Here is a 12,828-nt window from a genome sequence, read left to right as displayed (position 1 = left end):
CACAAAGGAACATAAATTTGATTTCCCCAAAATCCATCAGTACACCTATACATAGAAAATGATTTAGGATTGCTATAGTTGCGCTCCTTTGAGTTGCCCTTTTTCTGTTACATCGCTTTTGCTGCTCGCGGCGCAAAAAAAAGAATTTTTACCTATTGACTTTGGTTGATTTTTAAGTTATATTTTAGATAATGGAAGTGGTAACTTAAATTTAAAAATTGTCACCACTCCCATTATTATATGATACCTTTTTAGACCGGCAATGTCAAGCTTTTACCCCAAAAAAAAGGGCGTTTTTTTAAAATGTTATCACAAAAAATATATTGTTGGTAAATGGAGATCTCCGTGCGCAACAGTAGTTGATGGCGGAAGATTCAATCCCAGGATTGCAATTGTACAACCCAGTGCTGCACAAAAGCCGAAATGCGATCGCGCCGCGTCTCAAAAGTAGCAGCAATCCAGATAAACACAATCCCAAAAGCCAAGCCGATCGCCCATTTAATCAGGGGATAGTCAAAAATCAGCACCACCAACTGATAAAAAACATTGATTAAGAAAATTCCGGTTCCCACAAACAAAAACGCCCGCACTCGCAGCGCCAAACCCGCAGCAATCGCCACCAAGCTAAAAAATCCTGCAACTAAACCGTGGTTGTGCTGAGTCAAAAGAGGTATCCCACAAATCAGCGCCGTGGCTACCATTCGCAGATTGTGGCGCAGGGTTTTTTGGGCTGGTAGTTGCAAAGTGCGATCGCACTGAGCAACGTAAAGGAAAGAAAGTCCTAAAGGAGTAAAATACCATTCCGGCTGAGTCAATCCGATTTGTCCAAACCAGCGCAGCAAGATCCAGTCAATTATCGCCACACTCACGTAGGTAAAACGGACTTCGCGCTTTTCCCAAGCTAGGAAAACATAGAAGGCGGCAGCTATGAGGAAACTAATCGGATAAAACTTAGCGGGAGATTCCACAATAGCGACTATGGGAATGAGAGACGCAATTATCTGCCAAGGTTTTTTTGACCAACCCCAGTTATCCCAAGGTAAGATGTAAATTAAATAGGCAAATAGAGAAGCAAAAGCAACTTTCCACGGCGCCAGCGGCCCGGAAATGTACTTGACTAAAGGTGTATTGAGCCAGTAAAGCCGGATGCCAAAGGCTTCTAGCCAGCCTAAGTAAATCCAAATTTCTGCCCATTGGCGATCGAGATTATTTCGCCCTTGTAAGAAAGCGTATTGCACTAATAGAGTACCAGCAACTAATCCTAAATTTACGCCGGATTTAATATAGTTGCCAGAAGCTGAAATCAGCAGCCAACTGCTCAAAATCCAGTGCAGATGAGCGAATATTTTTAATTCGGCATTTGTTAAATGCAAATATCTGCTCAACCAACGAGATAAAATGCGATAGATATAAGTTAAAGTTGTGCCGAGAGTTGCTAGCACAATTAAGCCGTCGCCAAAAGCTCCTCCTGATGTGCGAGAAATTTGATAAAACACTGATTCGTAAGCGGAAGCTGATACGCCAATTAATCCCAAATAAACCAGAGGTTTAAATTCTTGCTGCCGCCTGCCAATGCCGATCGCAATTAAAGACGCACCTAACGAGATTAAACCTGTACCATTGGTAAAGGTGTGCGATCGCAAAATCAAGCCCAACAACCCGTAAAGCAGAGGTATAACGTGAATGCTGGGTAAAATTTGGCGATCATCGGGATTGCGCCGCCGCCACCAATCGCCCAACAATTGGGTAAATAAGCCGATCGCAATATTCGCCACTGCCAAATTAATCGTATTGCGTCCAATAAAACTCAAACCAACTGCTGTCAGCAACTCCAAACTCCAAGCCAAAGCATAAATTGCCAGCGGGGGAAGTTGACGGAAACTTCGGAAAACAATCGCAGCCATGATTACCAAAGTAGCAGCTAATACTTGAACAGAGGGCGAGAAATTCAGGGTACTGCGTGTGTAGATATCATAGGAATAAACAGTGATGTTTGTTAACAGCAAGGCTGCGAGTAAGATTGCCCAACCATCTAAAGCTCGATCGTAAATTTGAGCTAAGGTCGAAGGTTCACGCAGACTGCTAGAATAACGAACAATCGTGCTGCGAAGCAACCAGAGACACAAAAGTGCGATCGCCCCAGCAATTGCCCAAGCCCAACCAGACACAAAACCTAATTGATAAATCGCCGCAGCTACGAAACTCAAGCCAAACCCCACTCCAATTGCAGCCGCTGGAAGCTCAACTAAATAGTAAGTATTGACTAACATCAACAGCGCTGCCAAACCCAAACCAATTAACCGAGATCCCGGAAAAGTAAAAATTAGAATTTGTGCGAATATTAAGGCGATCGCACTCAAGGTACTGGCAACTTGTTTGTGAGGAACTTCAGTATATTTAGCAACAGCAGTCAAAGCCAAAGGTGTCGCCAGCCAGAGCAAACTCCACTGAGAGTGTACATTACTGTACAGCAAGATAAAACTCAATCCTGCCAACACCAATCCCAAATACCAGGAACTTTGGAATAATGCAGGATGCCACCGAAAAAATGCAGAATCTTCTCTGACATTTGCTACTTTCATCCAGACAAAAAATGCCCATTCAGACGCCATAAAAATCAATAAAATTCCTGCCCAAATATTCGTTTTCTGGTTCGGTAAAAATAAGTCAATTGCCGAACATATCGCGCATAAACCTATAATGTGAGTCAGGTAAACCCAAAATGCCGGATTTGGATGTTGATCAACAGCAGAAGTAGGCGTCACAACTCGCCGGGAATTATCGGGAATTACGTATTTCCAGGCGATCCAACCTAAAGTTAAAGTAGAGACGAATAAATTGATCGATCGCCAAAAGGGATTGACTAAACTAAGAGTAGTTAAAACACTGCCCAAACCGAGAGCAAGATTTTCACCAAAATGGGCAAGTGGAACCTTTCGCGATCGGTAGAGCCACTGCGCCACGCTTACCGTTAAAATTAAATAGGGCAAGAGCAAAACACCCCAAAAAGCCCAAGGAGTTTGCTGAGAGTTGGTAAGCTGAGTTAAAGATATAACAAATTGTGTTTTAAGCGCTAAAGGAACAACTCGCCAAACCAGCCAAATGCTCTGAAGTCCAACAGCAAAAAGCATTAGCAAATCAAGCTTTTGCCAAAACCGCACTAAGCGATTATAGAAAAACCAAATAGCCAAGATGCTAATTGCGATCGCCTGTAGGGGAATTTCGCGAAAACAAACCAGCCACCCCAAACCCAACAAACCCCCTCCGGCTAATTGCCAATTAAAAAAGTTACCAGGATTTTGTTGGTGCGATATATTATTTTTAATAGTCCCAGATGCCAGGGGCTGTGGCCAATCCAGCCACGCTAATAGCACGCCGCAAATTCCCAAAGCTAAACCCATTTCAGGGATATTGATATTCTTGACAAATATCGCCCGACCAAGTAAAATTCCTAAGGAATAAGCGACTAAAGCAGCTTTTTTGTAAGTTAAAAAATCTCGGCTGGAACTGAAAGCACCAGCGATAGTTTCGCTATCTCCTCCACCTTTGATAGATTGCAACCGTTGTTGTTGAACTTGATAAACTGTAGCGACAGTAGTTCCCACGGTACCCAAATAAACCGCTGCTATGGAAAAGCCTACAAATCCCCAACCCCAGTGCAAATAACTCAATCCCAAGTGATTTATGGCGATCGAGGTAGTTACATTTTTCCCCCACAAACTTTGATACTGATCTTTAATAATTCCGCGTGTTATCCAAGTTAAAATAAATGCGGCGACGATGGCGACTGCCCAATCCCAAGGATATCGCCACAATCCAAAGGTATCCATCGCCCAGAAATTTATTGGCACTAGCAACAGGGTAACTTCTTGCAAAGTTTGAGCAGTCAAGTGTAAATTAGACTGTTTTTTTGCCCAACTACCGATCGCCCAAAAAGTTAAAGTATAAGCTAACAAAACTCCATATTGTCCGGCAGCCGGAAATCTTTCCCACTGACTGGCAGCTAAGACTCCTGAGGAGACAACTACCATGAACACTCCTAAAAATAACAGCCACACGACGCTAATTTCGGCTATGAGCGACTGCAAAATTTGAGCTACAAAAGTTGGGGTGTGAGGGGTTTCTGCGCGCTCCGCAACGTTTTTTGTGGTGCTGGGCAATGCTTTTTGTGTTGCTAGAGCTGGTACTTTGGGTTCGGGAATAGGAGAGTTCGGGCGATCGTCAATTTCAGAAAGGGCTACAGCGGGATCGGGCAGCGGGCAGACTAAATGCTGTCGGCACAATTGCTCAACCTCAGCGGGCGAAATCAAACCCAGGCGCAGCCACGCATCTAAACCTGTCAGCAACTCAGGATGCGACGCTAAGATGCTGAATTCTATTTTGCTCGATCGACCTTTGGGAGACGACATCGGCTTAAACTGCTACTAGCTACATTCCAGCTATAGCCTAGATTGCTGTCGATCGAACATCCGAGTATTCCGCCCTGAAAATTGGCACAATAAGTATAGCAGTGGACAGTTGACAGTGGACAGTTGACAGTTGACAGTTGACAGTTGCATAACGGGAATCAAACCATTGATGCAGTAAGGGTATCGGCTTTATTCATGAAGTTCTTTATGTCCTCACCGATGTGGCGGTTCCTATATTTATCGCCACACTAAAAAATAACCGCGTACATCTGCCTGTATCTGCGGTTAAAAACTCCCAATTAGGAGACAGCATTGCCGTGTTCTTACAAAAAAACTAGCGGAATGCGGAAAGCGAGCGTGACTTTAGTGCGCTCGATGAAAGCGGGCGGGGACTTCAGTCCCCTTCAGTCTTTCTTGTAAAGTATTGTCACAGACTGTATTTGTTTTACACCAATTTTGCTATTGTAAGTATATCGTGATCAGGTCGAAGTCATGCTAGTTTTTGAATTCAAAACATACGGAAAGCGACAGCAGTTTGATGCTGTCGATCAAGCTATTAGAACAGTACAATTTATCCGAAACAAAGCAATTCGCTTGTGGATGGATGGCGAAAAGATTGGTAAAAACGATCTAAGTAAATACTGTGCATTATTAGCAAAAGAATTTTCGTTTTGTGATGAATTGAACAGTATGGCTCGACAGGCGAGTGCAGAAAGATCATGGTCTGCAATCTCCCGATTCTACGATAACTGTAAGAAGAAGGTTCCCGGTAAAAAGGGATTTCCACAGTTCCAAAAAGACAACCGCTCAGTCGAATATAAGACTAGCGGTTGGAAATTGGCAACAGATAGGAAATCCATCACCTTTACCGACAAACAGGGGATTGGGAAGCTGAAACTAAAAGGGACGCGCGACTTGCATTTCTACCAAGTCACTCAAATTAAACGAGTCAGGTTGGTAAAACGTGCAGACGGCTACTACGTTCAGTTTTGCATTCAGGTTGACCGTTCCGAAGTCGTAGAAATAACTGGAAATACCATTGGACTAGACGTAGGATTGAAAGAATTCTACACCGACTCCAATGTAATTGCAGTAGAGAATCCACGATTTCTCCGCAAGGGAGAATGTAGACTGAAGAAGTCCCAAAGACGGGTATCAAGGCGCGTCAAGGGTTCCAACAACAGAAAAAGAGCCAGAGTGACTCTGGGAAAACGCCACCTCAAAATAAGTAGACAACGTAAAGATTTTGCTGTGAAATTAGCAAGATGCGTAATTCAGTCTAACGACTGCATAGCTTACGAAGACTTGAGGATTAAGAACATGGTGAAGAATCACTGTCTAGCGAAATCGATTAACGACGCATCTTGGTATATGTTCCGAGTTTGGATGGAATATTTTGGCAAAGTATTCGGAAGAATTACGATTGCCGTTTCACCCAATGGAACCAGCCAAGAATGCTCTAGCTGCGGAACGATTGTTAAGAAGAGTTTATCAACACGAACTCACGTTTGTAGATGTGGATGTGTTTTAGACCGTGATCACAATGCAGCTAAGAATATCCTAAGTCGGGGATTAAGTACGGTAGGGCATACCGGAACTTGGGGTAACAATACCTTGAACGCTTGTGGAGAATTGACCGCTACCGATGTTGAAGTAATTCTGCATCGGCAAGTCGATTCATAGAAGCAAGAATCGAGCGTGGCGTTGACTCCCGCTTGAGTGTCAATTATCGAAAGATTTCAGCAAAGTTTCCACACTAGCATTGTGGTCTATGAAGGAGAACAAATGTTTGAAGAGGAGTTTTCCGTCTGCATCCAAAACAAACTGAGCCGGCAAAGGAGCACCCAAAGCCTGACCGGTTTCATAAGCCCGAAACACTTGACAGGTTGGATCGGACAGCAGAGGCATTTTTAAGCCTAAATCTCTCACCACTATTTGGCTTTGGCGGTCGTCAGTGCTTGTTACCATCAATAATTCTATATTGCGATCGGCAAACTGTTCCCACTTTTCATTCAAGGCTTTAATGTGAGGAAAACAGAAAGGGCAATATTGCTTTTCAGTAAAAATTCGAGTGAAAGCCAGAACTACCGGTCTATCGCCCCGATAATTGGACAGCCTCACCAATTTGCCATTATTAATATCCGGCAATTCAAAATCTGGCGTTCTCTGTCCCAGTTTCAGCACATTAGTGGCGGGAACAGGCAATAAATTTTGGAAAAACCGCTGATTTAACAAGCCGCTAAAATCAGTAGAAGTCAGCATATTTCCTAATTATGGGATTGGTAATTGGTAATTGGTAATTGGTAATTGAAAATCCGGTGAAACGAATGCCCCTGCACGTAGGGACACGGCACTGGTCATTAGTGTCAACAATCGCCATAAAACCTTTGTATCTCTGGTTTGTTGCCGAGTCTATATCCCCCTAAATCCCCCTTAAAAAGGGGGACTTTGAATGCTTCCGGTTCCCCCCTTCTTAAGGGGGGCTAGGGGGGATCTAAGGCCTAATCGTCAAACAGCAGTGACTAGGTTTGACCTTAAGTTGAGACCAATGAGCACGCCTGCCGCGTCCCACAACTATACAATGTGCTTAAACCGCAGCAAAGAATACCTTAGACTTAACTGGATCGGGAGTCATTGTTTTGTCACCGGGCTGCCAGCCGGCGGGACAAACTTCATCGGGGTGAGACTGGACGTGTTGGATAGCTTGCAGAGTGCGGAGGGTTTCGTCTACGTTGCGGCCGAAGGCAAGGTTGTTGATAGTAGAGTGTTGGATGATGCCTTCTTTGTCGATGATGAACAGACCTCTGAGGGCAATGCCTGCTTCTGGGTCAAGAACATTGTAGTCGGAACTAATGGTTTTTTTGATATCGGCAACTAAAGGATAGTTGAGGTCGCCGACACCGCCTAATTTGCGGTCTGTTTGTATCCAAGCCAAGTGAGAGAATTCGCTGTCAACGGAGACGCCAAGGATTTCGGTGTCGATTTTTTTGAAGTCCTCGAAGCGATCGCTAAATGCTGTAATCTCAGTCGGGCAGACAAAGGTGAAGTCCAAGGGGTAGAAGAACAGGACTACATACTTTTTGCCTTTATAGTCTGACAGTTTAACTGTCTTGAATTCCTGATCCACTACGGCTGTTGCTGCGAAATCGGGTGCAGCTTGACCAACCCGGAGGCATTCACTCGTCATAGATTTTGTTTCCTTTTTTTACGAACTGTTACAAATATATCATAGTCATAACGACTACACGTATCTTGTCAAAAAATCAAAAAAACACGCTCTCAAAATAGAGAGCGTGTTTTTGTGGATGAAATCATGGCTCAGGCGGGATTTGAACCTGCGACCTTGGGCTTATGAGTCCCCTGCGCTAACCACTGCGCCACTGAGCCAAACTTACTTCACGATTTACTATCATAGCACGGTAGGGCGAGCTATGTCTCGATTTCAAACTACAGATTTTCTTATGACTTATAATAAAAGTTATGAGTTTTGGTAATCATTCAAAACCCATAACTTCCGACCAGTCGTTACCGAGAAGCGCTGGAGGTATCGTCAGGCAGAAAAGCCATTGGATTGACAGCACCCTGTCCGGCGGGATGGACTTCAAAATGCACGTGCGGCCCGGTACTGAACCCGGTGCTGCCCATTTCTGAAATCTGTTCGCCTCGCTCGATCTTCTGACCCTTCTGCACCAAAATTCGGCTGTTGTGGGCGTAGATCGTCTCTGAGCCGTCTGCATGGGTAATTTCCACCAGATAGCCGTAGCCGCCATCGTTCCACTGTGCATAGGTAACCACCCCGCTGTCGGCGGCCATAACTGGCGTACCGATCGGCCCTGCAATATCAATTCCCTTGTGCATCCGTCCCCAGCGCCAGCCGTAGCCAGAAGTGAGAACGCCCTTAGCCGGCCAAATAAACCCGTTAGCCGACTGCTGTTTGCCGCCGTTAGGCAGATAAGTATCAGCGCCCGAAAGCGGAGGCAGTTCTGGAGAAACCATGCGTCCCAAAGACGGGTTGCTCAGGGGGTCGTAACCATCGGAACCCAAAGGAGCAGTTGCCACTACAGGCCGTTCCTGAGTAGAGGTAGAGTTCGGCGTGAGGTCGATCGGTTGCAGTTCGGCTGCACGAGCGGGGTCAAAACGCTCTTGCTGCTGCTTCTGAACCTCCTGAGACCATGCTCTAGACGGCGGTCTGCTGACTTCATTCTGCACCGCCCCAGCGTACTCTGGGGTGTAGAGGTCAGGATTGACACTTGGGAGTTCCTCAGACGGGTTCCCCAAGGCGACTTTCGCTTCCGGCCCGTCAGTTGGAGCCAGGGAAACTGCATTTTCGCCGATCGAATTGCGCGAGGCGCGATATTCCTCTCGCAGCCTGACAACTTCTGCCCTCAAGCGTTCGGAATAAGGGTTGAAAGCGGTAGCGGTGGGTAGATCCTCCGCATTCGACTCAAGTAAAGCGCTCGTGGGAGTGGCATTTAAACCCTGGGCGTTACTAACATTTTGCAAGCTGATCGGCTGCGGGTATGCAGCAGCGACGGTGGTAGCAGTTGCACTTGCTGGCTGGGGCAGGGCGCTGGTGTCAACGGCACCTGTAAATGTTGGTTCGCCTTGAAGTTCCAGCTTTCTGGTGTCGCTAATGGTTTGAGAAACTTGAGTTAGCGGAATGCTGTTAATTTGGGGAACCATCGGCGCTGAAATATTGTTCAGACCTTCCAAGTTCGCCAAGGGAGAGACAACCGCGACTGTGGGCGCGGGTGCTGCAACGCCAGCACTGGCTGTGGATGGGGTAGACGAGCTCTTGTTCAAAGATGCGGGAACAGAAGTCGCCGACCAGACAGATGTAGAGTTAAAGGCAGAATCAGGGGCTGTCGCCTGCACCGCTGGATTATTTGACCCAACTTTGGGAATTTTCAGCCGTTGATTGACATTCAATAAGTTGGGATTGCCGAGCTTGTTGACGGCGATCAGCTCTTTGGGCGATACGCCGTGACTACTGGCGATCGCATCCAACGTATCTCCCGGACGCACGTTGTAGAGCGTTTGGGCTGGCGCTGCGCTACTGTTGCCTGCTGGGGAGACTACCACAGCGGAAGGCAAACTCGGTGTTACCAGAGACTGTTCAATGGACTCGAATGCTCGATCGGGCGATGCTGCTTGACCCACCGTAGCATTGGGAATTACAGGTGTGGCCCTGAGGTCAGGAATTGCTGACGAGGTGGCAGATTCGGGGGATGCCAGCGTCGGTACAGCAGGTGTAGATGAATTTACTCCCACCTCAGAGTCCAACAGGGGCCGACCTGATGCTGTGGTGCGGTTTTCCTGTTTTTTCAAACTGTCGATCGCCCCGTCTGCGTTCGGGCTGTCGATCGAAATTTGTGCCGGTACCGTCGTCGCCAGCTCAGGCGCTGTGGTTGGCTGCCCAGACAGGGCTGCACTATCCAACGACTCGGAGCCGATCAGATTTAATGTTTGTTCGGGATTGACCGCGGCAGTATTGCCAGGGTTCTCTTGTGGCGAGGCTTCTAGAGCCTGCGGAATCCTTAATTCTTGGCCAACTTGGAGTACGGTATCGGGTTTGATGCCGTTAGCAGTTGCTAGTGCTTTCGGTTCAATTTCATAGTCCCGAGACAGATCCCAAAGGGTTTGTCCCTGCTGAACCTTAACCCCTAGTTGTGTGGTTGAGGAACCGTCAACTTGTGCGGAGGTCGCGGGCCCGTTGGCCGATACTGGCTGTACTTCAGCGGTAGATTCTGCTGTCGGTGTGAGTTCAGACGCGCGAGCGCTGTCTCCGTTTCTCGGCAGCAGGATGCCAGAAGCACCTACCGATATTGCCAGCCCGATCGTGGCGAGAGAGCGAACTCTGCCAGTGCTGAGCGTTGTCTGCTTGGACGGTTCCGCAGAACCGTCTCTGTCGATTTCACTAGCCTGAACAGGCTTAATTTGGGGATATGTTCGTTTCAAAAAAACGACCTCCTACTGAGAAGCGCTAACTGTCCTTGGAAACACTCAAGGTTATCGCATGATGCTGAATTTAAATCAACAACCAAAAAAATTCTGATTGTTGAAAGCGATCGTGCTTAGGCAAGATTACCTTGCTTTTTAAATTTAGACAAGCTTGCACGTCAGAATTTTTTAAATTCTCGGTCAAACCCGCTGCAATTACACCCCAAAAGCCTTACACCGTAATAGGTGGAACGAATACATAAAATATGCGTTCTCACACAGACTAAGACTCTCACCTATTGTCCGACTCTATGCTAAATTCCGGACAACCTACAACCGTATATTTACTAGATATCAATAGCCTTCAGGCACAAGCAGGCGATCCCTGACGCATTCAATCCCTGAAATCCTCTATTTTTGTGTTTGCATCATCGCAGCGACTAATTTGGTATTACTGATAACAATCTGTTTTTGGATTCATAAAATATATTAATCTCCGCTATCTAGATTTTCACCGCTTTGATACAAATTTCTTATATTTAAAGGGAGATTTGGCTGCTCCCGACAGCTATTAAATATCTATATGCGTATGTATCTGTCGATCGAGATTTATCCCAGCTCGCCCAACTGTCGTTTAGCCTCAAATAAACCTACAGCGGCGCTGACAGAGAGATTCAAACTCCTGACTCCAGGCTGGCTCATGGGAATAAAAACTGTGGCATCACAGGCATCCAAGACGAATTGAGGAATGCCGACAGTTTCCGAGCCAAACATCAACCAGTCGCTGGGTTGAAATTGGAATTGGGCGTAACTGCATCGCCCGCCAGTGCTGAATCCGATCGATCGCCCCCCCCGCTGCTGCCGACAAGCCAGAAAAGCCGCTAAGTCTTCGTGGCAGTGGAGATTGACGTAGGGCCAATAATCTAAGCCGGCCCGTTTCAGGTAGCGATCGCTAATTTCAAACCCCAGCGGGCCGACTAAATGGAGTTCCGTGCCTGTGGCAGCGCAAGTGCGGGCAATATTGCCAGTATTCGGGGGGATTTGCGGGTGAATCAAGACAAGTTGGGGCATGAAGCTAATACAATTTGAGATTTGAGATTTGAGATTTGAGATAGGGGATAATTGATTACACAAGGGTTTGGGGCTTGCTTACCGTTACATTTTTTTGGGGAACCAGTATAACTGAAAGCGCGAATTCACAGCCATTGGGAAATGTAGAAATCTACCCAAAGGTAGAGATAATTCATAGCTTTTAGTTATATGGTATCCGTCCTCCCATTGATTAAATATTCTGATTTGTTTTTGATGGCCCCCTTTCAAGCAACTAACTGGGCGCACAAGTTGTCTTCGAGCTCGAATTCTTGGTGAGCCATGCCATCAATCCCTTGGAGAATAATACTGCGGGTGTCCAAACCGCGATCGTGAAGTTTCAACCACTGCTGGGCGGTGTTGCCTTCCCGGAGAATCTTTTTGAGCGGCGAGAGAAAGCAACTAAAGCCGCGTTTTTTGGCAAAAGGCCAGACTTCCTGGTAAATTTCCTCAATCCAATCTCGCGCCAAAATCTTTCTGCCATCTTGCCAGTGGATAAGTTCGGCATCCAAACTTTGCCGCGATGCAGCAATTTCGTTGGCGTCGGTGAGGGCAACTAAGTCTTGGTTGCGGGTGGCTGCGGGCAACGTGCTGAGTTCTAAGGGGTCTAAGCTGGGGTCTTCCATCATCTGCCAAATGCGAGCTTCTAGCAGGGCAGTGATGGCCAACAAAGCCAGAGGATTGACTTCGAGATCGCAAATCCTCAGTTCGAGGCGGTTGAGACAGTAGGGGCGACGATCGCCATTTGGGCGCACAGCAGACCACAAATGGCGGACATTTTGCATACTGCCGAGTTCTAGCTGTTCTTCAGTCCACTGGATGTAATGCTTGTGACTTTCAAACAGGGGGACGATGGCGGGAGTTTTGGGAAACAAACCCCACCGAGTGGAATGATAGCCAGTGACTTCGCCGTCGAGGAAGGGAGAAGAGGCGCTCATGGCAAGGTAAAGCGGTGCTTCGACGCGGGCGAGGCGGATGGCGCGCATCAGCATTTCTGGTTGGGAGATGCCGATGTTGATGTGAATGCTGGCGGTGACGACTTTCGTACCGTAGGTTTGCTCGATGTAGGTGTGATAGGGATTGTTGGGATCGGAGCGGTAAAATCGATCGCTTCCGCCGAGAGATAGGGTACTTCCGGGGAGCAATGTATAGTCGCCCAATTGTTTGAGATACTCGCGCAGCCGGACTCGCGGCTTGACTAGGGCACACAGCAGGCGATCGTAGCTGCACAGCGGGGCCGTAGTGTACTCCACATTGCGACTATCAGGCTCTCGCACAAATCCCTCTAAATCGGCGACTATGCGATCGGACAGACCGACAACCTCGCCTTCGGGCGTGCCGGTATACATTTCTACTTCAAAGCCTTTTGATAGCAGCACGTTTGTTCCTC

Annotated in this window: 7 protein-coding genes and 1 tRNA gene; 1 reads left to right on the top strand and 7 read right to left on the bottom strand. The window is 47.0% G+C overall.

Annotation, left to right across the window (positions count from 1 at the left end):
* Positions 1 to 374: 374 nt before the first annotated feature.
* Entirely contained in the window at positions 375 to 4,409 is a 4,035-nt protein-coding gene (locus QUB66_RS26945) for a hypothetical protein (RefSeq protein ID WP_332970375.1), read from the bottom strand.
* 492 nt (positions 4,410 to 4,901) lie between these two features.
* Between QUB66_RS26945 and QUB66_RS26940 the strand changes: the two genes are divergently transcribed.
* Positions 4,902 to 6,092: an RNA-guided endonuclease InsQ/TnpB family protein gene (locus QUB66_RS26940; protein ID WP_332970376.1), complete on the top strand. Its 1,191-nt coding sequence runs from the start codon at positions 4,902 to 4,904 to the stop codon at positions 6,090 to 6,092.
* A gap of 39 nt (positions 6,093 to 6,131) precedes the next feature.
* On the opposite strand, the gene QUB66_RS26935 is transcribed toward QUB66_RS26940, so the two are convergent.
* The 6 genes from QUB66_RS26935 to gshA all read right to left on the bottom strand — a co-directional run bounded on the left by QUB66_RS26935 (position 6,132) and on the right by gshA (position 12,817).
* Positions 6,132 to 6,671: a peroxiredoxin family protein gene (locus QUB66_RS26935; protein WP_265237472.1), complete on the bottom strand. Its 540-nt coding sequence runs from the start codon at positions 6,669 to 6,671 to the stop codon at positions 6,132 to 6,134.
* 325 nt (positions 6,672 to 6,996) lie between these two features.
* A complete protein-coding gene (locus QUB66_RS26930; protein WP_265237474.1) occupies positions 6,997 to 7,596 on the bottom strand; it encodes a peroxiredoxin in 600 nt (199 codons plus the stop codon).
* Positions 7,597 to 7,723: 127 nt separating this feature from the next.
* Positions 7,724 to 7,796, bottom strand: a tRNA-Met gene (locus QUB66_RS26925).
* Between the two features lie 138 nt (positions 7,797 to 7,934).
* Positions 7,935 to 10,367 carry a peptidoglycan DD-metalloendopeptidase family protein gene (locus tag QUB66_RS26920; RefSeq protein WP_332970377.1) on the bottom strand — a complete coding sequence of 811 codons (2,433 nt, stop codon included), beginning with the start codon at positions 10,365 to 10,367 and terminating at the stop codon, positions 7,935 to 7,937.
* A gap of 591 nt (positions 10,368 to 10,958) precedes the next feature.
* Positions 10,959 to 11,420 carry a tRNA (cytidine(34)-2'-O)-methyltransferase gene (locus QUB66_RS26915; protein ID WP_006631733.1) on the bottom strand — a complete coding sequence of 154 codons (462 nt, stop codon included), beginning with the start codon at positions 11,418 to 11,420 and terminating at the stop codon, positions 10,959 to 10,961.
* A 245-nt stretch (positions 11,421 to 11,665) separates the two neighbouring features.
* On the bottom strand, positions 11,666 to 12,817 hold the full coding sequence (gene gshA, locus QUB66_RS26910) for a glutamate--cysteine ligase (protein ID WP_265237480.1): 1,152 nt from the start codon (positions 12,815 to 12,817) through the stop codon (positions 11,666 to 11,668).
* Between the last annotated feature and the right edge of the window lie 11 nt (positions 12,818 to 12,828).

It is taken from the genome of Microcoleus sp. A2-C3 (assembly GCF_036706065.1).
Lineage (GTDB): Bacteria > Cyanobacteriota > Cyanobacteriia > Cyanobacteriales > Microcoleaceae > Microcoleus.
Note: the sequence above shows the minus strand (reverse complement) of the source record. Positions and strands in the feature narration are given on the sequence as shown.